Source organism: uncultured Ruminobacter sp. (genome assembly GCA_902764345.1).
Taxonomy (GTDB): Bacteria; Pseudomonadota; Gammaproteobacteria; order Enterobacterales; family Succinivibrionaceae; genus Ruminobacter.
On the sequence record CACWVT010000009.1, the window covers coordinates 21,437 to 46,302 of the forward strand.

The window sequence follows — 24,866 nt, forward strand, 5'->3', positions numbered from 1 at the left end:
TGTCCATTTTAAAAAGATAAAAATGTCGAAATATGTATTGTTCCGCCGTATTCCGTACGGTTTACGGACCTTGTCCGCAAGTCAGAACGTAAGATGGAATCTTAAACAATTTTGTGGCGGAAAATCAAGTGTTTTCGGGGTTTTCGGATTTGGCGTGAGCACCATATCCCCAAAGTCCGACATTGTTGAATAAATGACGCTCCGTCAAATACTTAAGTTTGACAAAGAAACAGAAAAAATATTGTATAATTGCCGAACGGTAACGGGGTATAAGCGTGATTTTTCTGAAAAGCTCCCGTTACGGAAAATTTATAATAATGCCTGGAGACATTGACGGAAATTCGTGCACCGGAGCAGGGTACGAATCCGTACGGAAGATGTTTTCCGTTTCGAAGCGTTTGTTTCGGCCGGTCTCCCCCGTATGTATGGAGTCATAAAATGGTTGTTGCACTGCTGTGTGTGGTTATAGGTTTTTCTGTTCTGATATACAGTGCCCAGAAGTTCGTTGACGGAGCTTCAGGACTTGCACTGTGTCTCGGAGTTCCGGAAATTCTCATCGGCATTCTGATTATCGGTTTCGGCACCTCTGCCCCGGAAATGCTGGTGTCCGTTTTTTCGGCTCTTGACGGCAGTCCTTCACTTGCTCTCGGTAATTCCTGGGGTTCAAACATCTGCAACATTTCACTGATTCTCGGCGTTACTGCACTGCTGACTCCCGTAATCGTAAAAAGAAATCTGCAGAAAAAGGAATATCCCTTACTGCTTCTTACCGTAATAATCCCGCTGGTATTTGCTGCTGACGGCATCATATCAAGAACTGAGTCGGCATTTCTTCTGGTTTTCATTTCACTGTTTGTTGCCTATACGGTTTTTGAGGGACTGAGAGCCAGAAAACAGTCCAAGGCAGTAAAGAACGGTACGGACTCCCAATCCGCTGATGAAGAACTGCAGATTGAGGAATGTTCCGAGGAGGCCAGAAGCCTGGGCCCGGTTAGGTCTGCCGTTTATACCGTTGCCGGTCTGATTTTCATGGTGCTGAGCTCTAAAATTATTGTTTACGGTGCCGTTGACATTGCCAAGCTTCTTGAAATCAGCGAGGTGATTATCGGTCTTACCGTGGTGGCCATCGGTACCTCACTTCCTGAACTTACTGCTTCCATCATTGCCGCCAGAAAGGGCAGTAATGAACTTGCCGTCGGTAACATCATCGGTTCAAACATTTTCAACAACACGGCGGTACTGGGGCTTGCTGGCGTAATAATGCCTTACAGCGTGGACAAAATTGTTTTATACAGGGACGGCGGATTCTGTCTGCTGCTGACCCTGTCACTGATTATTTTCTCATTAAGTCTGAAATCGGATAAGGCGAAACTAGGACGCAGGATAGGTGCATTCTGGCTGACGGCCTACGTACTCTATACGGCACTGCTTATTTACATGTCGCTTAACGGAAACAGACTTCCTGAATTTCTGTCATTTCTGAACTGATCGCGGATGGCCTGAATACGAGTGTGTGCGACACTGCTGATTAACGTTTGAGAGGATTTCTATGACGGCGGGAACGGAAGAACGAATTACCGATAATGACTTTAAGGATTTTGAAAAATATCATTGCCGTGATATCCGTACCTATCCGAAGTTCCGGAAAAATCATGTACCGGCTCCTTTTCTGCCGATGAGCAGAAAGGAGATGGATCGTCTGGGGTGGGACAGCTGTGACATCATTATTGTTACCGGAGATGCCTATATCGATCATCCGAGCTTTTGTACTTCCATTGTTGGCAGATATCTGGAGTCCTTCGGCTTCAGGGTCGGAGTGATTTCCCAGCCTGACTGGCATTCCAAGGATGCCTTCACGGTTCTCGGCAGACCGAATCTGTTTTTCGGGGTTAATGCCGGCAACATGGATTCCATGATAAATCATTATACCGCAGACAGAAAGATCCGCACCGATGATGCCTATACCCCGGGCAATGTGGCCGGAAAGAGACCTGACAGGGCCGTGACAGTCTATACCCAGAGAATAAGGGAAGCCTTCAAGGACATTCCCGTTGTGATTGGCGGTATTGAGGCTTCTCTGCGCAGACTGGCTCACTATGATTACTGGTCTGACACCGTTAAGAATTCGGTGCTTCCGGATTCAAAAGCAGATATTCTGGTATTCGGCAACGGGGAACGTCCTCTTGCCGAAATTGCCATGCGTCTTACGTCCGGTGAGTCCGTAAAGGACATAAAGGATGTCCGCGGTACCGCCGTTATGGTAAAAAAGGCTCTTCCCGGTTGGGTCGGAATTGATTCCACGGCCGTGGATACTCCGGGATACATCGAGCCGGAGCCAAATCCATACTGCGTGATGTGTGATACGGGCGGTACGAAAGCTTTAGATCCCTCTGACAGGGCAGAAAATGCCGGTCCGTCTGGTGACATTGACGGTTCTGAATCCGGAGCCGTCATAAAGATTTCCAATGGGCAGGATGAGGCAGTAAAGAAGGTTTCACTTGATAAAAAGCTTCATGAAAATGAATATATCCTGCTACCGTCCGCACAGACGGTAAAGCAGGATAAGAAGCTTTATGCACATGTCCGCAGAATTTTCATAAGGGAATGCAATCCGGAATGTGCCAGAGCCTTGGTACAGCAGCACGGTGAGCGCTTTGTCTGGGTTAATCCACCAACTTTTCCCCTTAGCTCGGCTGAATTGGACTACGTCTATGCACTGCCGTTCAGAAGACAGCCTCATCCGTCATATAAGGGGATGGAAATTCCTGCTTTCGAGATGATAAAAAACTCCGTATCAATCATGAGGGGATGTTTCGGCGGATGCAGCTTCTGTTCGATTGTGGCCCATGAGGGAAAGAGAATACAGAGCCGTTCGGAAGAATCCATACTGAACGAGTTGCGGGAAATAAGTGAAAAGACTCCTGGATTCACCGGCGTCATTTCCGACCTCGGAGGGCCCTCTGCCAATATGTACGGTCTCGGATGCACCGATGCCAGAATGCGCAGTCTCTGCCGTAAGCCGTCGTGTCTGTATCCAACGCCATGCCGCTTCCTTAACAAGGATCACAGCAGGCTGATTCAGCTTTACAGGGATGCCAGAGCACTGCCTTTCATTAAGAAGATTCTCATCGCTTCCGGGGTCAGAATAGATTTGGCTCTTTTTGACGTTAACTACATAAAGGAACTGGTAACCCATCATGTGGGCGGCTATCTCAAGATTGCTCCCGAGCACATGGCTCCGGAAGTGCTTGAGCTTATGCTTAAGCCGGATGAGAAGGTTTATTATGATTTTAAGAAGCTTTTTGACATGTACTGTAATGAGGCAGGAAAGAAGCAGTACATAATTCCTTACTTCATGTCATCTCATCCCGGGTCAACTCTTTCTTCAATGATTCATCTGGCGGTGTGGCTTAAACGAAATGATTTTAAGGTGGATCAGGTTCAGAATTTCTATCCTACACCGATGTCCGGAGCCTCTGCCATGTACTACACCGGTTTTAACCCGTACAGACCGATAACGGGAAGTACCGAGCCTGATGTATTTGTGGCAAAGGGAGATGTGGCAAGACGCAGACAGAAGGCCATTCTGCGGTACCACGATCCTCTTAATTTTGAAACCGTGCGCGAGGCTCTCATTGAGCTTAACATGCCTGAATTCATAGGCAGGGGGCCAAATGCCCTTGTTCCGCCGTTCGATCCGCTGTCCGAAGGCCGACAGAGGACTTCAGCAAGAACCGGTGGTAAAAAAGTCGGTGGTGCACGTGACGGCGGTCAGACTTCATCCTGTCAGAAAAGAACACACGGCGACAGACCGAAAAACGCTGACTTTAGCGAAAGAAAAGGGGAGTCAGGCAGGCATGGCGGTAACGGTTCGGGACACAGAACCGGCGGATCTGGTTCTTCATTTAACGGCAGACCTGCAGGTCGGGGTGGAAAAGGCAGACCTCATGGTAAAAACCGTTAATTAAACGTAGAGCTCATGTTATATAGTATAATATCCGGCATGTGCCGGCGTGTGCCTCTGGGATAAAATCTGCAGGAGCATTGGATTAACCTGACAGGAAGAATTCATTGAGATATTCTGACAACCGTATCATTAAAACAGGAGACCTTGTATGTCTCCGAGGCAGACAGCTTGGAGTTATAGGGTGTGTAATTGATAATGATGATTACACGGATGAATTCCCTAAAAGCGATTATGCCTATCTTGAACACGGTATCATGCTGAGACTTTCCAACGGAAACGTACTCTATCTTGAGGAGTACACCGAGGAACTGGTGCTGATTTCACGGGGCGTGGATGAGAAAAATCCGGCCTTCCCGTGGTCTGATGACGTGGATGGTCGGGAGTAATGCCGCCGGTTAATGACCGTAGAAAATATCATTCAGTGACAATTACAATCGGAAAATATTAAAAATTTAAAGGAATCAAGGTAATGAAGCTTAAATACCTGCTTGCCGGACTCTGTGTGGCTTTGTGCTGTGTCAACGTGACGGGATGTAAGAAGAACAAGGAAAAAATTTCCGAATATGACGTTACGCTTGAAGGAGTGGATAAGGACGGAAATAAGATTCGTGATGACATTGAAGAACGCATGCAGAAGGAAATGAAATCTGATGTCAACGAATTTGAATACAAGGTTCTGCTACAGAATGCAAAGGCCTTCAACGAAATTCTTACACTTAATCCGGAGAGTCGTCCGGAGGTTCTTCTGGCAAGAGATCATGTGGATCAGGCAATTAACTGCGGTATTCAGATTTACGGTGACGGTCTTAACTTTGATCATTACACAATCCTGCTGACCAAGCTGCGTCAGTGGTATTTCAATACGGAAGAGCGCCGTAACAGACGAGAGGAGTTTATTGTAAGATCCCGGGAATATCATTACAGTTCCACGACTGCTGTTGACGAATATACCTGTGACTTTGATGTTCCTGACACACTTATGGCTGCCATAGAGGAACGCATGGAAATCAGACGTCAAAAGAATGCTGAGGAAATGAAGGAAAAGAATGAGGCGGCCGGGGTAGCGAAGGAGATTCAGTCAATTGCAGAGGAAGGAACTAATCCTCCGCAGCTTCCGTAATGACGGAGTCTCTTCAGGTTCCAGTACGGTTAATGATGTCGTACGGATAACAACTTCAGAGTTAACCTCCGTCCGGTTCATTGATATGGCAACGGCTGTTTTGTTAAAATTCAGTGAGTTTTGCCAGAATGAGCAGATGGGAAGCGGGGTATCCGTGATTGAAAACGGAGTGAACCGGCAGAGAGACGATTATCCGAATTAAAAAGCACAATAATGTTCTTAAGCAGATTTTTTTCAAAAAAAAACAGAATTGAAAGTAGAAGACATGGAATCAATAAAATTAAATAAAAAAGACAGAGCGTGCGGTTTGGTTAACCTCCCGGGCTCAAAAAGTTTATCAAACAGAGCCCTGTTGCTGTCATCTCTTGCTCATGGCAAGACCAGAATCACCAATCTCCTGGACAGTGATGATACCAGACACATGCTCAATGCGCTGAGTCTGCTTGGTGTTGAATATGAATTAAGCGAAGACAGAACCCAATGCACTGTTTACGGTCTCGGAAGTACCTTCCATACATCAAAGCCGCTTGAGCTTTTTCTCGGTAACGCCGGTACCGCTATGAGACCGATAACCGCTGTTCTGTGCAATTCTTCAGGTGAATATGTTCTTACCGGTGAGCCCCGCATGGAGGAGCGTCCTATAGCCCATCTTATAGATGCCCTGCGTCAGCTGGGTGCTGACGTTACCTATCTGAAGAAGGAAGGCTACCCTCCTCTCAGAATTAACGGCAGTCAGCTTAAGGGCGGGGTTGCCGAGATAGACGGATCCGTGTCAAGTCAGTTCATTTCTGCATTCCTGATGGCGGCTCCTTTAATGAACGGTGACGTGCTGCTGAAAATTAAGGGTGAACTCGTATCAAAGCCTTACATTGACATTACAGTAGGCATGATGAAGTCTTTTGGCGTAACTGTTGAGAACCGTGACTATAAGGAGTTTTTCATCAGAAGCGGTCAGAATTACGTAAGTCCCGGGGATTTTCTGGTGGAAGGCGATGCCTCAGCCGCTTCATATTTTCTTGCTGCCGGAGCCATTGCCGGCAAGGTTAGGGTTACCGGAGTCGGACTTCATTCCGTGCAGGGTGATGTTAAATTCGTGAAGGTTCTTTGTGCAATGGGAGCCAAGGTGGCTATGGGCGATGATTTCATTGAATGTGAAAAGGCTCCGCTTCACGGAGTGGACATGGACATGAACAGCATTCCGGATGCCGCCATGACTGCCGTGCCGCTCGCTCTTTTTGCCAATGGAAAAACGGTTATACGTAATGTTGCCAACTGGCGTGTTAAGGAAACCGATCGTCTGAGAGCCATGGCAAACGAGTTGAAGAAACTCGGTATCGAATGTGTGGAAGGAGAAGACTATCTGGAAATCAATCCTGGCAGGCTTAACAGAAATGTCGCCATTGATACGTATAACGATCACCGTATGGCAATGTGCTTCTCTCTGGTTTCCTTTGCCACGGACGTGGTTATCAATGATCCGAAGTGTTGTGCCAAAACCTTCCCTGATTATTTTGAGAAGTTTCTCGGTATAGTTGAATAGACAGGAGTCTGTTTATGATGAAAGTGGTATGGAATACTGCAGTTAAATCGCTGTTATGCATCCTTGTAATGTCCGCATCGCACGCTGCAGATGCAGATGTCATTACCATCGACGGAAAGGATTATGCGTATGCTGCGGGGTTTGAGGTTGATGAGAATAAAGAGTCTGACGGAGCCGGAAGGAATGTTATAGGCAGATTTACTGGACACATGGTGTACGGGAATCAGATTCCGGGATACAGTCTCAGACCGACACTTGCATACCTTCAGGAAGGAAATGAGCTTTCACCTGAAAAGGAAGGTATCCTGCTGACCACCACTTTTGTTCTCAGATGCGTTGATTTCAACAGGGAATGTGTCGGAGATGAGCTGAAGACTATTGCTGACGTTAACAATGTCAATGATACATACAAGCTGCGTACTCTCGAGGTAAAGAATCTGGAAAACTGGCAGAAGGTTTACGATTACTACCTTGAACACCGTGACGAATTTGCAAAGTTCTATCCCGTCCTTGACAGAGGTAAGGCACTTCACAACAGGGACATCGGTCTGTTTGGCGGTAATAATGCCCGGACACTGTTTACGGGACCTGCAGCTGATGGCAAACAGAGCGGCAGATAAAACGTCGGCAAATCCGGTTGACGGTTTTTTTCCGTCATGAAACGTACAAAAAAACGGGGAAGACATCGAAGTCTTCCCCGTTTGAACATTATCTCTGAATTTTCAGAATGGCCACGGAGTGGTTTCTGTTAAAGCTGTGGTACGACTTCCTTTCTCAGGTAATCCTTGAACTCTTCACCGAGTTTTTCATTCTTCATGGCATATTCCACAAAGGCTTTGATGTATCCGATTTTAGAACCGCAGTCAAGGCTTCGGCCCTTAAGAACGTATGCATCAATGGATTTCTGTTTAAGAAGAAGTCTCAGAGTGTCCGTCAGCTGTATTTCTCCGCCTGCGCCTACAGGTGTTTCCTGGAACAGATCCCAAATGTCGGCTGAAAGAATGTAGCGACCGACAATTGCGAGATTGCTCGGAGCCTTTTCCCTTTCTGGTTTTTCAATAAAGCCGGTAATGGATATTTTCTGACCAGGTTCTATATTGGCACTCTTAATCTCGTCGGGAATGTTGATTATGCCGTAGGAAGACACAGCTTCCGGAGCCACAGGTTCTACCATTATCTGGCTGGTTCCGGTTTCCTCAAAACGGTTAATCATTTCCTTGAGGTTATCTTTTCTGAGATCTGAGGCGTATTCATCTATAAGAACGTCAGGAAGAATGACGGCAAAAGGTTCTTTGTTTACCAGTGCCGTTGCACACTTGATTGCGTGAGCCAGTCCCTTTGCCTCGCCCTGACGAACATGCATGATGGTTACGTCCTTGGGACATATGGACTGAATCTCATCAAGAAGCTGACGCTTTACACGCTTTTCGAGAGTGGCTTCAAGTTCAAAACTGTGGTCAAAATGGTTCTCAATTGCGTTTTTGGAAGAGTGGGTTACCAGAATAATGTCCTTTATCCCGGCAGAGGCCGCTTCGTTTACGACATACTGAATCAGAGGCTTGTCCACAACCGGCAGCATTTCCTTCGGAATTGCCTTGGTGGCGGGAAGCATTCTTGTTCCCAGTCCTGCTACTGGAATAACTGCCTTGGTAATTTTCATTAGAAAGAAGCTCCGTTCATCTTTGCGGTAATCTTAAAAGGCTTAACAATGCCGGTACCTTTCTGGTAAACGCCCTGATGCCAGTACGGATCATCTTCAGCCCAGGCCTTAGCCTCTTCGAGGGAACCGAATTTTGCGATGATTGCGGAACCGGAGAAGCCTGCTTCGCTAGGCTCTTCAGAGTCAACATTAGGGTTCGGACCAGCGAGAAGCAGACGGTCTTCGGCAATGAGTTCCTTAAGTCTTGCAATGTGGGCAGGGCGGGCCTTGCTTCTTACTTCGTTTGAATTTGGAATGTCTTCAGCATAAATTAAATACCACATGATTTCATCCTTACGGTTAGCGGTTGAACTTTAATGATTTTATCTGCTCATATTATAATGAAATGGCGGATTGTTATGAAACAATTTTTACTGTGAGTTACGAGCCTGGTACAGAATCGGGCGACAGTGCCAAGCATAAAAAACGGTGTGGCGTACGGGAGTTGAAATCATCAGCTGACGGAACGGGAACTCCGGAATATGGTTTTATGCTGAATTTGTCAATTAAATATATAAAAATATCGGTTTAAAAGGTGAAAGTTATGCATGTTAATCATATTTGTTTATTCAAAATTATTTAAATATGATAAAATGGAACAACTTTCGCAAGGACAGTTAAAACATGAAACTTCTATTAAATCTTCTTCCTGCAATCTGCTTCTTCGCCACCTATAAATTTTCTGATCATAATCTAATATATGCCACCATAGCCGTGGTTATATCGTCAGTTATCACTCTCGGCGGAAGCTGGATTCTTCAGGGAAAGATTACCAGAATCCAGATTGTGGTGATTCTGACGCTTCTGGTTTTTGCCATACCGACAATCATGGTTAAGGATCCGTCTTTCATTAAATGGAAGGTTTCCGTTGTTAACTGCGTGATTGCCTCCGGTCTTCTTATCTGTCAGTTCGGTTTCGGTAAGGATATTGTGGAGGCTCTTACCGGATATAAGACTCCAATTCCAGTAGCAGTGCTTAAAAAGGCCACTGTCGCACTGGCCGTGTATTTTATTGCCTGTGCCTTTCTCAACTACGTGATTGCCTTCCGTCTTCCTGATTTCATGAACGTCAGCAGCGATGAGGCCGAGAATATATGGGTTAACTACAAAACATACGGTAACGGAATTCTCAATGCGGTGTTCATGTTTGCAACCTTTGCATGGGTCTACGGCAAGCTTACCGCAGAACAGAAAGAGGCACTCGAAAAGCTGGTCGTTGACGTAAAGGATCAGCATGTGGGCAAGGGTGCCGACAAGGCGGAAGTACCGGTTGCGGCAGGCGTAAAAGAAGAATCTGACGTGAGGAAATAGGTCTTTACCGCAGTTCGAATGATATGAAACGGGCGGGCCGGACATGATTGTCCAGCCCGCCTTTTTATTGATGATGGCGTTCGGTTCCGCAATCCCTCAGGGGGAAACGTCAGATGCTCCGCCGGTTTCAGTTTCCGGAACGGTTACATGACAGGGTGATGAAACCTGCGGTGTCTCCGAGTCTGAAGCGCTGATAGTAAACGGTGAACTCATCAATTACGGACAGCGGCAGATCGTTTCTGTTTACCGCGGCCGCGGTAATCGTTCCGTGTTCATCATCGCCTTCCACCGTCATTATCTCCACTTCCTTAAAGTCAACAAAACGTTTTATGAGCGGATATACGGCTTTGTACAGACTTTCCTTGGCAGAAAATATGAGTCTCAGCGAATCACCGGTAAAGAACGAAGTGCCGATGAAACGGTTGAGTTCGTCGAGAGTACTGATGTTGTCAGCAACCTGCATGGCGTCATTGTCAGTCATGCTGACGCACAGATCAAGACCTATGCTGTGCGTATCTCCGGACTTTGGGGACACGACGGCACAGGCTATGCCGCCGTCGTGACTTATTGAACCGATGAAGCCTTTCGGCCATGCGGGGGATTTGTCTTCATTTACCCTGACCGGTTCGGAATTTCCGAAAGCCTTCAGGCGGCTGTGGCTAGCCATCCTTCCGGCAATGAATTCTGCCTTTCTTTTGGAAACGGCATTGTGAAAATTGGCCGGAAAAATGGAGCCGTACTGCTCCGAAAGCTCTTCGGAAAGAGTGTCGGTATCAAACTCCAGTACTTCAATGACGTGAGAGTTGATGACTATTTCGGCTTTGGATTTGATAAATTCGTTCATTGTCTGCTCCGTTGCGTATAATCCGGCTTGTTTGGGCTGTAATAGATGTGATAGAAGGCGGTTAAAATGCTTGTTAAACTCATTTTCGCTCTAGAAGTTTTTTAATCCGATATATGAAATTCGGTTCACGGTATAAGTCATACGGAAATACATCGACCAATAAATCGAGATCCAAATTTATGTTGGTGTTTCGAACATCACCTGGAAAAGTGTTTTCCGTAATTATTTCACCAGGGTGTAATGGCAGTGGTTCCGTATCCTTTCTGCCGATACTTTCAAAATAATCATTGAATTTAAAGTGCTCTTTACCTTCTAGTTTACTGTTTGATGTCGTGCAGTATTTTGACGGCACTCCGTATGCGTCAGAAACAATCAGTCCGTGAAGGGATGTTGATAAAATTCGTTCACAGGATAAGATGTCATCGATAAACTTAAATTTATCTTCAGGCTTTCTTAATATGTCGATATATTTCACTGAAGGATGGATCTTTAATAACTCACGGTGTCTCCAATGTAAAATGATTCCGAGTTTGTGGGTTTTCGGTATCTGTGGACTGTAAATTCTCGGCAACAGAAGAACGGGATCTCCGTAGACAGAAGGAACTTTATATCCCTTATCGATTAAAGCCTTGCGGGTAAGTGGCCCCCTGACTGCACAGAATCTGACTTTGGGGTTATATATAATGTCTGAGGGATCCATTGTACCAGATCCCCACACAACGCCTCCGGAACTTAAGGTTTCCTGGTTCAGAATGGAGCCTACGGCCAAAAGTTTATCTGGACGGTCTGTCTTAACATGTTCGGCTTCGGCACCGGAAACATACTCCACTATATCTTTGGAAAACATGTCTCCGAAATTCATTTTTCCGTCAATGATTTGATTCCAATAGTATAGATGAATAATTTTTTTTAATGAATTTTTTCCCAATTTTAACTCCTTCCCCAAGTGTCCAGTTCATCAGATTAATATTAATTTAAATAACGGAACGTTGTAAAGCTCATGAAGATGATGAGCTAAGCTTTTTTTTCCCGATGTAATTATGTGTAAGACATGAGCATATTATGTTTTGACGGCATGACCATAGATACTTCCTTTTCCAATATCGTTTTTAAAGCATCGGTCACATTATCAAGAATATCATCGCCGCCAATTAACGGATAATATGTAATAAAAAGTACATTATCGATGGATAAAGAAAGAGTTGGCGCAATCTTGTTGTTAAGTTTTGCTCCGAACAGATCCAGAGGTTCGTAATTCAGGGCTCCGGTTGTTTTTATGAATGTGGCTCCCTTAAGACTGTTCGGATGTCTGATGAATTTGCGGTGCAGAATAAGTGATACGGTGAATGATACAGGGTCATCCTTTTTGCCTGCCATGTGTTTTCTGAGGGCAAACTCCAGAAACTTGTACATGGACACGTCAACTTTGTTGTTTCTGAAGCTTTCCACCTGTTTCAGAATGTCGGCTGCAATGTCAGCGAGCGGGAGACTGCCGTCTGCCACGACGGGAACGTATGCACAGTAGTTGCCGATGAACTGCTGTCTCTGTTTGGCCGACAGAATGTCAGACATCATTCTGAAAGATATTTTTTTCTTTTCCGGATGATTGTGAACAGTGCTGTTTACGTAGTAAAAAGCTTTTACAAGCAGTGCCGTGATGATGCTGTTGGCATTTACGTTTTTGTTGCCGGCGTAATGGTTGATAATCGGATTTAAATCAAAATAGTGCATCTGAGGCTCGTGTTTTTCAGTTCTGAATTTTTCCCACTCAGCCTCGATTACCGGATACCTGACAGAAAATTCACCGTCATCGTTTAATTTTGTTCCCACAAGTCTGAAAATGTTTTTTATCTGTTGCCATCTGCTCAGTTTGATAAGCGGATTTTCAGATCTGAAGGAATAGATTTCATCGCTTGACGGAGTAGAGGTCTGTCTTACACGATTAAGAACCTTTTCCATTGACTGAAGATTGTTTTCAAGGAGGGCATTGTAATACTCGGTAATCTGGTTTAACAGAAATTCACAGCTTCTGCCGTCACAGTAGGCGTGATTCAGTGTCTGTACGATGCAGAATTCTCCTGTAACTGAGTCGTTGTCTTCCTTCTCATGTTCATCTGCTTCCTTTGTTTCATTTTCGTCTGTCACAAATACGGTGAAAAAGAGAGGGAAGAAATTGTATTCGCGGCTCAGATTAAAAATGTCCCGGGAAAATTCCTTAAGTCCTTCGTCCATGTTTTTACATCGAATGAGTTTTACCGGAGGTACGTTTCTGCTTTTTTCCTTCCATGCTCCTTCCCCGTTATCAAGTGGAATCAGTTCGTATCTGAATTTGTCCGCTTCGGAAAGGACCTTACTGACACTTATTGAAAAAAGACGCAGGTTCAGACTGCCTGTAAAGTGGCAGGCGATGGAGTTGGCTATGTTGCAGTGAGACAGACAGTTTTCGAGATATATGGTACCTGGTATGGACATCTGATTATTCTCCTGTTTTGTATAAGTTATGCAGGTTAATATTGCTGGGGATATGGGTATTCGTGCAGAGCTTCTTTTTGCTGCACTGCAGGCTCGGAACCTGCCAATACTTTTGGAAGGCGGACGTCGCCGGACTGAATCTGAAAACAAAACGGGGAAAACATAATGAGTGTCAGAGCATTGACCTGAGTATTATGCCCCTTATTCTGAAAAAACAAATGAGAATTATTGTCAGCTCCGTTCAGTAATTTTCTTAATGGACGGTATTCAGGTGTTCTTTCTGATAATTTTTGTTAGTTATGTCTAATAAGTGTTAACAAAGGCTAACATACATGATATCTTTGTCGGGCTTTTGGCAGGTATGTCCATAACCTGCGGATGAAAACATTAAATACTTATAACTAAAAATACTTGATATTTATGAAGGAGCGGACCGTGCTTGCGGGGAAATAGGCATTGTCCGTGATGGAGAAGAATACTATGTATGGAAACAGAAAGACCTGTAGGTTCATGATGACGCTTCTGGCGTCATCGATTATGACGGCCGTTAATGCGTACGCTGCCGAAGAAGAATACGATTTTGAACTGGATACCATAAGCGTTACGGCAAACAAGTACAGTCAGGATCTTGTGAGCCTGAGCGGTCAGGCCGAGGTCGCCGACGATAAGACTCTTGAGGAACACGAAGTAAGGGGAGTAACTGATTTAACAAAAATCAGTTCAGCACTGACACCTGCCGTCGGTTTTGGCAGTCGTCAGCTTACCAAGTATACCGTAAGAGGCATTAATTCAGGCAATATCTATAATTCCGGCGTTACTGTTTATGTTGACGGCGTGGCACAGCCTTTCTCTCAGATGAATCAGCAGTTTAATGATGTAAGTACCGTGGAAATTCTCAAGGGACCTCAGGGATCTGTATACGGTTCTGGGGCTCAGCTCGGCATCATCAACATTACCTCGAAGAATCCGATGTTAGACGGAAACTATGCTGACGTGGAATCAGACTACTCAAAGCTGTACTGGAAGAACAGGGTGGCAGCCGGCGGTGCCCTTTACGAGGATAAGATTTATGGTAAGTTCGGTGTGTCCAATCAGAAAGATTACGGATGGATTAAGGACATTGACGGTTCGAACTACAATACCGGAGAGTCATATGTCGTTAACGGCGCTCTTTATTTCAGCGGCGGTGAAAATTCACCGCTGAACGTTACGGTTGGCGGTTCATATACTAAGGATAGAGGGCATCAGAGTAACGTGGCTCTCACTGAAAGCGAGTATCGCAATGAAAGGATAAGTGGTCACGGTATTATACGTAATCCGGATTTTACCCGTTCATATCTTGCCGGAGCAATGTCTGCCGATCCCGGCGTGATTGAATACTTCGGATCCCAAGAGGCGGCTTATGAAGCTCTGTATAATTCAGGTGAAATCAGAGACATCATCAATCCTAAAGAAGAGAGAACTGCGTATACAGCATATGTGAAGCTGGATTATTACCGAGACAACGGAGATTCAGTCAACAGCATCACCAGTCTTAACAGTTCAGATTCATGTGAACTCTACATGATGGGACAGGGAAGCTGCGGTAATAATGAAATCAAGACACGTCAGTTCACTCAGGAAATCCGTTACGTCTCCGAACTGGGACACGCCGGTGATGTTTATGATTCAGGTAAGGCTGTCATAGGTGTCAATGTTACAAATTCCACCACTGATAACTACGTTCTTGCACAGGTTGACATTTCTGATAATGAAATGTATCAGGCTCTGACCGGAGCCACAGTGTTTCCGATTGGGCAGGTTGACGTAAGAGTTGATGACCTCAGCTTCTCGGCATTTACCGATTATGCCTATAACTTCGGAGTAGGTGCCTCCTCCATTTTTGACATTGACCTGGGACTTCGTTATGAACATGCGAGATCCAAGGCAAATGGTAACTACATGTTCGGATATGATTTTGACCATCTGCAGAATGATTACGACATGCTCGATTACAAGGCGGCATTCGGCTATACATTCGTAACCGGACACAGAGCGTATGTTCTTGCATCAAGCGGTTCAAAGGCTGGCGGCTTCAGTAAATTCCCTACATCTGCTCTTGACGAGCAGGGCTATGATCCTGAAAAGACCTACAATTATGAAGCTGGTTATCACATGTCTCTCGACAATGGTTTTGACGCCAATGCCGCATTGTTCTTCATGGATGTTCATAACCGTCAGGCCTATACGGTTGTTGAAAACTCCTATATGACTCCGTTAAGAAACATCGGCAGAATGCATTCAAAGGGTGCTGAACTGACACTGGGCTACAGAGCTGAACGTGTGAGCACCGGAGTTTCAATGACCTATGCGGATTCCAGAAACGAAACATCGGGTTATACCAAACATCCTGGCAATGCTCCGAAGTTTGTGGCAGCAGGCTTAATTGACGTAACGGCTCTTAAGTTTGCGGATTTTGTGGCTCATGTCGGCGGTAACATGCGTTATCAGTCGAAGACTTATTTCGGCGAAGGTTATACTTCCGTTTATGAAAACAGCGGGCTGATTCAGGAATCTCAGGGCGGTTATACCGTGTTTGATCTCTATGCAAGCGCCGAGATTATGAAGAATCTCGAAATCAAGGCTTATGTGGAAAACGTGGCTGATAAGAAGTATGCCGCATCTATTGATAACGGCAGTAACTACGGAGTACGTTTCTACTCAATGGCTGCTCCTCGTAACGTTGGTGTTAAGCTCAAGTATAGTTTCTAACGTTACAGCTTTTGCCCGTTACCGTACCTCTCGATGTAACGGGCTTTTTTTATTGTCAGATTCCGTCATGTGGTCGGAATCATTTCAGGGAAGGTAGTCAGATTGAAATCATCAGGTAAAAAGGGAATTTCAAGATTACTGGAAATAAGTGGTGAAAAGAAGAGGATTCTCATAGTTTCCGTGTTTCTTGCCGCCGTATCAACAATCATTCAGATAATTCCTTACATAGCTTCATATAAAATAATCTGCCTGTATATCCATTCATTTCAGAATTCGGTACCGGTGGACACCGATGCGGTTTTTTCGTGGGGACTTACTGCCGTGGTCAGCGTGTTTGTTTCCATGCTTTTTAACGGCGGCAGCTTTGTTCTCAGCCATTTCGCTGCTTTCAGAATCATATTTAATCTGCGACTGCGTCTCGCAAGGCATCTTGCCACGCTTCCTCTGGGGTACTTTACCAGGGTAAGTACGGGAGAGATTCACAAAAGCATTCATGATAATGTGGATCTGATTGAACTTTTCATATCTCATAAGATTCCGGATCTGGTGATGACGCTGTCGGGAGCCGTGGTGGTATTCGGACTTTACGTTTATGCAGACTGGCGTTTGGGACTCATCTGCATTCTTGTTTATGTCATTTCTCTTCTGATTCAGTTCCGTATCTACGGTGATGACGGAGTAAGGGAGGAAATCAGGGGGTATTTCAGGGCATTGGAAGACATTAATGCCACATCAATGGAATTCGCCCGCGGCATTCCTGTGCTGAAAATGTTCAGTATGAGTGCCCGTTCGTTTGCTTCCCTAAAGAAGAGCGTCATGGCCTACAGGAACTTTGCCCTTAGATTTGCGAGACGGGGAAGCACTGATTTTATAATCTTTACCATTCTTGTAAATTTCTTCATTTTCTTTATTTATCCGGTGGTGATTTTTATCAATTCGTCAAATCCGGATGACCCGGGAATCGTGCTTACGGCACTTTTCTTTACCGTGCTTTCAAATGCGATTCTGCCGTCGCTGATGAACATAATGAACATATCCAACGTAATAATGACCATTAACGAAGGCGTTGAACGCATAGATGCGATTTTTGCGGCAAAGCCGCTTCCCGTGCCGGCAATTCCGGAAAAACCGCAGAATTATACGGTTGAGTTTGATAACGTGTTCTTTTCGTACCATGATGATTTCACGGACAATGTTCCGGGGGAAAAGAATACGGAAAGGCATCACTCCGTCGTGAACGGTGTCAGCTTCAGGGTGGAGCAGGGGAAGAGTCTTGCCGTTATAGGTCGTAGCGGTTCGGGAAAAAGCAGCATCCTGTCTCTTATTGCAAGATTCTATGATGCAGATTCCGGAAGCGTGAGAATAGGAGGTACGGACGTCAGAAACATGTCCGAAAGCTGCCTGATGGACAGCCTAAGCATTGTGTTGCAGAAGACCTTCATGTTTGAGGGAACCATAAGGGAGAACATCGTGGCCGGCAAAAGCGGAGCTACCGACGAGGAGGTTCTTAACGCCGCACGTCTGGCTCGGTGTGATGACATTATTGCCAAATACGGTATGGATTATTATCTCGGGGGAGGCGGCAATACCCTTTCCGGAGGCGAGAAACAGCGCATAAACATAGCACGGGCGATACTTAAGAATGCACCGATTCTTCTTCTTGATGAGGTAAGTTCGGCTCTTGATGCCGAAAATGAACTGCTTCTTAATCAGGCCCTCACCGAGCTGAAGAAGAACAAAACCATAATCATGGTGGCACACAAGCTCAACAGTGTAATTGATGCCGACGAGATCATCATGATTGACGACGGCAGAATACTGGCACGAGGAACTCATGAAAGTCTGCTTCGTGATTCCGAGGCTTACCGTAATTTATGGGATATGTACGTATCGGCTGATAAATGGCGGTTTAATGCCGGGGAGAGAGAACAATGATTCAGTCCATAAGGAATTTAACCGGAAACAGAACCGGTAAGTTTTTCAGATCGGTACTGGCCACCTGCCTGTGTGATCTGGCAAATTTCGGAGGAATAATTTTCATTGTATGGCTGCTGTATCTGCTGCTGAATCCGTATCTTGGCGGAGAGCGGGCACAGACACTTCACCTTGTACTTATCTGCTGCGGATGCGTTGTGTACATGGTGGTGTGCTTCTATGCTTCAATTCCGGCATATAACGCCAATTTTGTGTCAACCTACAATAATTCCACTCGCGGAAGACTTAAGCTTGCCGAGCACATCAGAAAGCTTTCACTGGGATTTCTTTCAAATCTCAATCCGGCCAGGGTAAGTCACAGCATGATGAAGGATTTCTCCAATCTGGAGAATGCTAATTCTCACATTATCCCGCAGCTTTTCTCCTCCCTGATTATTACGGTGACGGTTTTTATCGGACTGCTGTTTTACAATGCACCTCTTGCCATAAGCTTCTTCTGCTGCATTCCCGTGGCTTTGGCCATACTGTGCATTGTGCGTGTTATGGGAGTGAGACTCAGTAAAAATCAGATGGCAGCTTCCGTTGAGGCATCATCAAGACTGACTGAATACATTACCGGCATAACAACAATCAAAACCAATAACATGAGCGGATCAAGATTTGAACGGCTCGAGCAGAGTCTCACCAGGCTGCGCAGTGAAAGCATCAGACTTGAGGTTACACTGATGCCGTTTGCCCTTACGACGATGTCATGCGTGGGGGCCGGTATTGGCATTATGGTTATGTTTGGGCAGTATAAGCTCATTCATCAGGAAATATCGGTAATGGAATTCCTGATGCTGATGATTGTTGCTTCAAGGAGCATTGCACCGTTCATTGCCTTCAGCCTTAATTTCCTGATGCTGCAGTACTTCTCTGAATCCGGCAGAAACATCGGTAGGCTGATGAGTGAGCGTCCGCTTCCGGGAACGGCTGCGGAACTTCCTGACGGCAATGATCTTGTGCTGAGAAACGTCAGCTTTTCCTATGAACCTGGAAAAAAGATTCTTGATGACGTAAATCTTGAAATAAAGAACGGAAGCGTTGTTGCGGTTGTAGGACCGAGCGGTAGCGGCAAGTCAACTCTCGTAAAGCTCCTGGCAAGATTTTATGACCCGGATTCGGGGAGCGTTCTGATGGGAAACATTGTAGAAGGCAGACTTACAGACATCTCAACCATTGATCCTGAAACGCTTATGCACAGGTATGCCATGGTATTTCAGGAGTCTTACCTGTTCAGGGGAACCGTTACGGATAATGTAGTTCTGGGGAAAAAGGATGCTTCAGCTGATGATGTCAGAACCGTGCTGAAAAAGGCCATGGTTGATTTTGCGGGGCCGGATGACACTGTGGCTGAGGAAGGTCGTAATTTCAGTGGCGGTGAGAGACAGAGAATCTGTATTGCCCGCTGCATGCTGAAAGATGCACCAATTGTCTTTCTTGACGAAATCACCTCAAGTCTTGACGTCTACAACGAATTTGCGGTGCAGAAGGCGGTGGATGAACTCACCAGGGGGAAAACCGTCGTAATGATAGCCCACAGACTGAAAAACATCATGCACAGTGACATGATTGTTGTAATGGATAAAGGCAGAATTGTCGATCGCGGAACTCATGATGAGCTGATATCCAGAGACGGTCTTTACCGCAAGCTGTGGCATCAGGGAGGTAATGACTGACGGGTGCCGGACGGTGCTGCAGAAGCCGAATCCGTATTCCGGTGCGGTTTGCTGCCTGCATGTTATTTTCGTTACGGCAGGCACGCTTCCATGACGGTTCAGTTCCGGACACGTTTGTAAAAAGTGTCCGGGACTGTCGCAGTCTTTCGGTTTAGGAACGCCTAAAGTCCACCTTACATGCGGAGTACGGATACAGGCTCCGTACTCCGCAACATTTTAAAAGTCCCCGAACCCACCCTCATCCTGTCGTCGGTAACCGGTAGTAAACATACATAATACTCTTTATAGATGTTACATTACTGGGCATACAACGTAAGTGGAGACCTCTAATCTCCTGCATGCGCCCTGCATTGCAATTACTATTGATTTATGCGATTCATTCTCAGTCGCAAGAGATGCCACCCGCCCGTCAGGATTACCTTCATTGATTTAAATTAATTCGGTCAGCCAGTTCAGTTCCTGAATTTTTTCATCAGTTTCCCTGAATTTTTTTGACCACGAATCAAGCTCTTTCTGCAGTTCGGCAACATTTACGGTACTGCATACTTTTATTTCGGTTTTCGAATATCTTGATACCTTATCGCTGGAAGCGTCCAGAAAATCCCTCATTATACCGATTCGTTCCTTAAGAATGTCACGTCGCGCAATCAGATCCGTGACCGTCAGGTCACCTGATTTGGTCGCATTATTGGTTTTGTTAATTCTCGCCACGAGTTCCTCCAGACGGATGAGACAGCCGTCCAGCTCCTTAAGAAGCTCTTCCGGGTTTTCCGCAGGCTGTTCTCCTTCCTGAACCTTTGCGTTATTGTTGAGTCTGTGTCTGAGACTTATGATTCTTCTCTGCAAATCGGCTCTTTCTGACAGTGCAGTTGCAAGCTTCATCTTTGATGTCCTCCGGAATGGTCCTGTTTAAATTCTGAATTCTCACCGGAATATTATGCAATGGATGACGTGTCTATGATATAGACATGCTTAACAAATCGGAAAGTTGCCGATTTTCGGCTCATTATATGACCGGCGGGTACTGATTGTGCGTACAGGAACCATCCTGTTGTGGTCATGATCCGTACGGCGGCTGCGGCATTCGTAAAGTGTAAACCTTATATCTGATAAATTTTATCACAATAAAAAAATCTGATTTATCTCCCGTTTTTTTTGTATACAATGGCTTTTTGTTAGTTTTGGGTAACATACGTTAATAATTGCTAACAAAACTGTGGTTCCGTGCAAGGCAGTCTGTCGGTGACTGTGACAACAGTTATTCTCTCTGACGGAAATTACGGATGTCTCTTTATTGGTTTTTAAATTTCAGAAACAGGTGGAAAGATGGATAACATAAAGGATCTTGTTGATATCTCCATATTCGTCATATTGGGTTTTATGGGGTTTCTTGCCCTTTGGTTTTCAATTGAAAGATTTATTTTTCTGAGCCGTTTTAAGCCGCAGAACTACGCTGACGGATCTCAGATGGAGACGGCACTTACCAAAAACATGACCACGATATTCATTATCTATTCAAATGCGCCTTATGTGGGGCTTCTCGGTACCGTGCTCGGTATTATGATTACCTTCTATGACATGGGGCAGTCCGGAGGCCTGAACGCAAAAGACATAATGGTGGGCATGTCCCTTGCTCTCAAAGCTACTGCTTTAGGTCTGGTTGTGGCCATTCCTGCCCTGATTGCCTATAACGGTCTTAACAGAAAAATAAGCGTTATCGCCGCTTCCGCTGCCGGAGGAAAGCGTTAATGAAACTTATTCCTTCAAGAGCTCCGCTGAACATAGTTCCGTTCATTGATATTATGCTGGTGCTGCTGTGTATGGTGCTGAGCGTTTCCACCTTCATTGCCCAGGGAGAGATAAAGGTTAATCTTCCTGAAGCCTCAACTCAGGATAAACTGACTGATGTTGAATCGGAATTGATACTTCTGGAAATCGGGGAAAACAATGAGATTTATTTCGACGGAAAAAAGGCTGATTCCGAGTCCGTTGCGGAAAAGCTGACATCTTTGGATCCGGACGTGCATTTGGAACTTCGTATAGATGAAAAAGCCGATTTTGGACTTTTTATAGTAGTGCTTGATAAGTTAAGAGAGCTTAATCATGGAAATTTCAGCATTGCCACCAAGAAAACAAAGTTATAACCGGGTTTCCTTCATTCTGGCTCTGAGCATCTATTGTCCGTTGGTGTATGGCTGCATTATGTGGGCGGGGCACGTCAGTTCTCAGTTTTCTTTTAAATCTGATGAAGAAATCGTGAAAATCATGCTGAAGGTTCTGCCTCCGCCACCGGAACCGGTTCCCGTCATGGAGGTGCCGCCGGTTCCTGAGCCTGCAGAACCACAGGTTCTGCAAAAACCTGAGGCTCCCATTGTTCAGCAGAAGCCGGAAGAGAAACCAAAACCTAAACCAAAACAAAAACAAAAACAAAAACCGAAACAGATGGTGAAGAAACCAAAGCCCGTAAAGAAGACCCCTGAACCGAAGTCCTCTCCTGAGGTCATAACGGATCGGCAGCAGGTAAACCCGGCAGCGGCTCCGGCCGTTCCCGTTTCCGGAAAATCTGTTCCGGCCGCATCTTCCGGGCCCGTTACCATGGTTTACGGCAAAACGCAAAATGCGCTTATGAGCCGGATTGTCCAAAGCCTGCTGAAGCATCGTTACTATCCTCAGCAGGCAAGACGCCGCGGGATACAGGGTGTGGTGCTGGTTGCTTTCGTAATCAGGAAGGACGGTACCGTTGACAGCATTGCGGTCGTAAAGAGTTCAACGGGAGCGGAGCTTCTGAAACAAGCCGCCGTAACCACGGTAAAGAATGCCTCAAGGGATTTCCCAAACACCGGAAAGGACATAAAGGTGGTGGTTCCCATTGAGTTTAAATTAAGTTAATTCAATTCATTATTTTTAAAGGATGTATTACATACAATGTGGATTGTTGACAAAATCCTGAAGTACAGAATTCTGAGTATTCTGTTTGCCGTCATTCTGACCTGTGTCACGGGACAGTTCATCGGTGAATTAAAACAGGATAATTCATATGAAAGTTTCTTTGCAGAAGACGATCCTGCCTATACGGAACTGCAGGAATATTATGAAACCTTCGGTAATGACGATTTTGTGTTTCTTCTGGTGGACAGTCACGGAAAGAAGGATGCCTCATTTTTAAAGAGACTTGATGCACTTGTTCACAGACTTGACAGGGAAGTGAACTTTGTTGACAGGGTAACCTGGATAGGTAACGCTGAATCGGTGACTTCGGAAAACGGCTCCGATACAGTGAGCATAGCCACTCTGTTTGACGGATTTGACGGTTCCGAGGAGGAAATCGGCAGGGTGATTGACCGTGCTGCCAATGACAGAGCGTATGCGGACAGGTTTGTAAGTGCTGACGGTACGGTTTTCGGCATAGTCATTAACTTTATTAACTACCCTGATGACAGCAGGGGGAACGTTAATGAATTCCGTAATCAGGCTCCGCCGGCCATATATAAGATTCTTAATGATTTTAAGGATTTGGACGTCAGGGTGGTAGGCAGTCCCGTCATCAGTTATTTCAACGACAGGGACATACAGGAGGAAGGCCAGATCTGGGTGATTTCAGGTCTTATCGGCATGCTGATAATGCTGATAATCACCACAAGAAGCATTATTGGTACCGTGGTGCCGCTGCTTACCGTATTTCTGTCCATCGTGCTCACCATGGGACTTTATCAGATATTCGGATTTACCCTGAACATGCTTGCCATGATGATTCCGATTTTAATTCTCTGCGTGGGCATAGGTGACTCGGTTCATCTGATAGCCGAATTCAGAAGTCTTTACGTAAACGGCGTGAGTAAGACTGACGCCTTAAGAAAAACGCTTAAGCTGACGACATTGCCCATGTGTCTGACCACTCTTACCACCTCACTCGGTTTTGCGTCATTTATTTTTACGGATCTTCTTCCTCTGCGGGAACTGGGGCTTCAGGCGGCCATAGGTGCAGTGATTGCTTTGGTGATGACGTTCATTTTTGCGCTTCCTGTTCTGAGTTTCAGCAGGGTAAAGCCGCTGAAGGCCTTTGTCGTAGCGGGATCCGGGGCAAAGGAAAGACACTTTGACGTGTTTGACCATATGGTAAACTTCTTTAACGGCCTGGTGTTGAAATACCCTAAAGCCATAATTCTGGGGACTGTCGTTGCCGTAGGCATCGCCGCCTGGGGCATGACCGGACTGAAGATCGAGACAGCCTTCATTCAGGATTTACCAAAGGATGATCCGCTCCGTCAGGATTTTGACTTCGTGGATTCACGCATGGGCGGATCCATGTCCATGGAAATTCTGGTGGAGACCGGAAAGGAAAACGGAGTAAAGGATCTTAATTTCATAAACGGACTGGACAGACTGCAGGGTTTTCTTGAATCCCATCCTCTGGTGCTTCAGACATCGAGTTTTGTGGATCAGCTGAAGCAGATGAACAGGGCGGTTCATGAGAATAATGACGAATTCTATGCCGTACCGAAAAAGAAGGAAAGCGTCAGCGAACTTCTGCTCCTTTATGAATCAGGTGGCGGTAAGGAATTTGACAGACTGGTGAGCTTTGCTTATGACACGGCACACGTGCAGGTAAGAACGGTTTCCCTGAGTACAGCTGACGTGAGAAAGCTGGAAAATGATGTATATGAATTCGTCAGAACAAATGTTCCGTGGTTAAATATTAAATTTACAGGGGCTTCATGTCTGCTTACGAACTTGGCTGACTACCTTTCCGAAAGTGAACTGTACAGTTTCATCTATGCTTTCGTGACAATCCTTATCGTGATGACAATTGTCTTCAGATCGTTAAAGATCGGCCTTTTGGCAATGATTCCGAACGTTGTTCCAGTCGTACTGACATTGGGACTCGTAAGCTTTGCCGGAGCCAGGGTAAACATGGTGCTGGTTATTCTGGCACCGATAATTCTCGGGGTATGCATTGATGACACCATTCATTTCATCACCCGTTACCGTTATTTCTTCAGGGAATGCGGAGATTACGGAATTGCCTTCAAGCGTACATCCCTGAGTGTCGGCAGGGTGCTTATTTTCACCACCATGATTTCAGGCGTTTGTCTCTTAAGCTTTATGAACAGTAAGTTTGCGGGACCGTTCACTTTTGCCTGGAGTTCAGTGACTGCCTTTATCATCGCATTAGTCTGCGATTTGGCGGTTACTCCGGCCCTCATTATGACATTTAAGCCGTTCGGACCGGAAAGAACCGGAGGCAGAACCGCATAATCCCGTTCTTGACGGGAGGTTTGAACCAGATTCAAAAATGGCTTCAGAATTGATAACGGAGTCCGGTGCGACATGACGCAGGCCGGACTCCGTTTTATTTTCAGGGATGATAAAACGGAAAACTGTTTTGATTTAATGCATAAAGGCAATAATCACCCTAAAAGTTGGATAATCAGTACTCAAAATTTCATGCCTAGATAATTGATCAGGAGCCGGTCTCTTTCAGTTATCTCTGTTGACCATCTCCTGGAAC

At 45.5% G+C, this 24,866-nt stretch carries 20 protein-coding genes; 14 read left to right on the forward strand and 6 right to left on the reverse strand.

Features of this window, described 5'->3' with window-relative positions:
• The first annotated feature begins 438 nt into the window (after window positions 1-438).
• The 6 genes from QZU58_RS03175 (at window position 439) to QZU58_RS03200 (ending at window position 7,247) form a co-directional block, all read left to right on the forward strand.
• Complete coding sequence (locus QZU58_RS03175) at window positions 439-1,488, forward strand: calcium/sodium antiporter (protein WP_294494776.1); 1,050 nt, start codon at window positions 439-441, stop codon at window positions 1,486-1,488.
• Between the two features lie 61 nt (window positions 1,489-1,549).
• Window positions 1,550-3,964: a YgiQ family radical SAM protein gene (locus tag QZU58_RS03180; RefSeq protein WP_294494780.1), complete on the forward strand. Its 2,415-nt coding sequence runs from the start codon at window positions 1,550-1,552 to the stop codon at window positions 3,962-3,964.
• Between the two features lie 107 nt (window positions 3,965-4,071).
• Window positions 4,072-4,353 (forward strand): hypothetical protein, encoded by a 282-nt coding sequence (locus QZU58_RS03185; protein ID WP_294494783.1) that lies wholly within the window; start codon window positions 4,072-4,074, stop codon window positions 4,351-4,353.
• Window positions 4,354-4,436: 83 nt separating this feature from the next.
• On the forward strand, window positions 4,437-5,087 hold the full coding sequence (locus QZU58_RS03190; RefSeq protein WP_294494786.1) for a hypothetical protein: 651 nt from the start codon (window positions 4,437-4,439) through the stop codon (window positions 5,085-5,087).
• 265 nt (window positions 5,088-5,352) lie between these two features.
• Window positions 5,353-6,627: a 3-phosphoshikimate 1-carboxyvinyltransferase gene (aroA, locus tag QZU58_RS03195; protein WP_294463215.1), complete on the forward strand. Its 1,275-nt coding sequence runs from the start codon at window positions 5,353-5,355 to the stop codon at window positions 6,625-6,627.
• 14 nt (window positions 6,628-6,641) lie between these two features.
• Window positions 6,642-7,247, forward strand: a complete 606-nt coding sequence (locus QZU58_RS03200) for a hypothetical protein (RefSeq protein ID WP_294463213.1) — start codon at window positions 6,642-6,644, stop codon at window positions 7,245-7,247.
• Between the two features lie 128 nt (window positions 7,248-7,375).
• Here QZU58_RS03200 and galU read toward each other — a convergent pair whose 3' ends face one another.
• Window positions 7,376-8,287 (reverse strand): UTP--glucose-1-phosphate uridylyltransferase GalU, encoded by a 912-nt coding sequence (gene galU / locus QZU58_RS03205; protein WP_294494789.1) that lies wholly within the window; start codon window positions 8,285-8,287, stop codon window positions 7,376-7,378.
• Window positions 8,287-8,610 carry a YciI family protein gene (locus tag QZU58_RS03210; protein ID WP_294494791.1) on the reverse strand — a complete coding sequence of 108 codons (324 nt, stop codon included), beginning with the start codon at window positions 8,608-8,610 and terminating at the stop codon, window positions 8,287-8,289. Before QZU58_RS03210 ends, galU begins: the two co-directional genes overlap by 1 nt.
• 340 nt (window positions 8,611-8,950) lie before the next feature.
• Between QZU58_RS03210 and QZU58_RS03215 the strand changes: the two genes are divergently transcribed.
• Window positions 8,951-9,637, forward strand: coding sequence for a septation protein IspZ (locus tag QZU58_RS03215; protein WP_294494795.1), 687 nt, complete (start codon window positions 8,951-8,953; stop codon window positions 9,635-9,637).
• Window positions 9,638-9,764: 127 nt separating this feature from the next.
• On the opposite strand, the gene QZU58_RS03220 is transcribed toward QZU58_RS03215, so the two are convergent.
• From QZU58_RS03220 to QZU58_RS03230, 3 genes are all read right to left on the reverse strand, one after another.
• Complete coding sequence (locus QZU58_RS03220; protein ID WP_294494799.1) at window positions 9,765-10,481, reverse strand: 4'-phosphopantetheinyl transferase superfamily protein; 717 nt, start codon at window positions 10,479-10,481, stop codon at window positions 9,765-9,767.
• A gap of 79 nt (window positions 10,482-10,560) precedes the next feature.
• Window positions 10,561-11,328 carry a polysaccharide pyruvyl transferase family protein gene (locus tag QZU58_RS03225; protein ID WP_294494802.1) on the reverse strand — a complete coding sequence of 256 codons (768 nt, stop codon included), beginning with the start codon at window positions 11,326-11,328 and terminating at the stop codon, window positions 10,561-10,563.
• A gap of 191 nt (window positions 11,329-11,519) precedes the next feature.
• Window positions 11,520-12,953 (reverse strand): hypothetical protein, encoded by a 1,434-nt coding sequence (locus tag QZU58_RS03230; RefSeq protein ID WP_294494804.1) that lies wholly within the window; start codon window positions 12,951-12,953, stop codon window positions 11,520-11,522.
• A 480-nt stretch (window positions 12,954-13,433) separates the two neighbouring features.
• Here QZU58_RS03230 and QZU58_RS03235 point away from each other — a divergent pair, with 480 nt between their 5' ends.
• From QZU58_RS03235 to QZU58_RS03245, 3 genes are all read left to right on the forward strand, one after another.
• A complete protein-coding gene (locus QZU58_RS03235; RefSeq protein ID WP_294494807.1) occupies window positions 13,434-15,704 on the forward strand; it encodes a TonB-dependent receptor in 2,271 nt (756 codons plus the stop codon).
• 102 nt (window positions 15,705-15,806) lie between these two features.
• Window positions 15,807-17,639 carry an ABC transporter ATP-binding protein gene (locus tag QZU58_RS03240; RefSeq protein ID WP_294494809.1) on the forward strand — a complete coding sequence of 611 codons (1,833 nt, stop codon included), beginning with the start codon at window positions 15,807-15,809 and terminating at the stop codon, window positions 17,637-17,639.
• Window positions 17,636-19,357, forward strand: a complete 1,722-nt coding sequence (locus QZU58_RS03245) for an ABC transporter ATP-binding protein (protein WP_294494812.1) — start codon at window positions 17,636-17,638, stop codon at window positions 19,355-19,357. The genes QZU58_RS03240 and QZU58_RS03245 overlap by 4 nt, the downstream gene beginning before the upstream one ends.
• 429 nt (window positions 19,358-19,786) lie before the next feature.
• Here QZU58_RS03245 and QZU58_RS03250 read toward each other — a convergent pair whose 3' ends face one another.
• On the reverse strand, window positions 19,787-20,239 hold the full coding sequence (locus QZU58_RS03250; protein WP_294494815.1) for a DIP1984 family protein: 453 nt from the start codon (window positions 20,237-20,239) through the stop codon (window positions 19,787-19,789).
• 444 nt (window positions 20,240-20,683) lie between these two features.
• Between QZU58_RS03250 and exbB the strand changes: the two genes are divergently transcribed.
• The 4 genes from exbB to QZU58_RS03270 are packed head-to-tail and all read left to right on the forward strand — an operon-like array spanning window position 20,684 to window position 24,613.
• Entirely contained in the window at window positions 20,684-21,106 is a 423-nt protein-coding gene (exbB, locus tag QZU58_RS03255; protein ID WP_294461307.1) for a TonB-system energizer ExbB, read from the forward strand.
• Complete coding sequence (locus QZU58_RS03260; protein WP_294461305.1) at window positions 21,106-21,501, forward strand: biopolymer transporter ExbD; 396 nt, start codon at window positions 21,106-21,108, stop codon at window positions 21,499-21,501. The genes exbB and QZU58_RS03260 overlap by 1 nt, the downstream gene beginning before the upstream one ends.
• Complete coding sequence (locus QZU58_RS03265; protein ID WP_294494818.1) at window positions 21,461-22,246, forward strand: energy transducer TonB; 786 nt, start codon at window positions 21,461-21,463, stop codon at window positions 22,244-22,246. The genes QZU58_RS03260 and QZU58_RS03265 overlap by 41 nt, the downstream gene beginning before the upstream one ends.
• A 36-nt stretch (window positions 22,247-22,282) precedes the next feature.
• Window positions 22,283-24,613 carry an MMPL family transporter gene (locus QZU58_RS03270; RefSeq protein WP_294494820.1) on the forward strand — a complete coding sequence of 777 codons (2,331 nt, stop codon included), beginning with the start codon at window positions 22,283-22,285 and terminating at the stop codon, window positions 24,611-24,613.
• The last annotated feature ends 253 nt before the right edge of the window (window positions 24,614-24,866 follow it).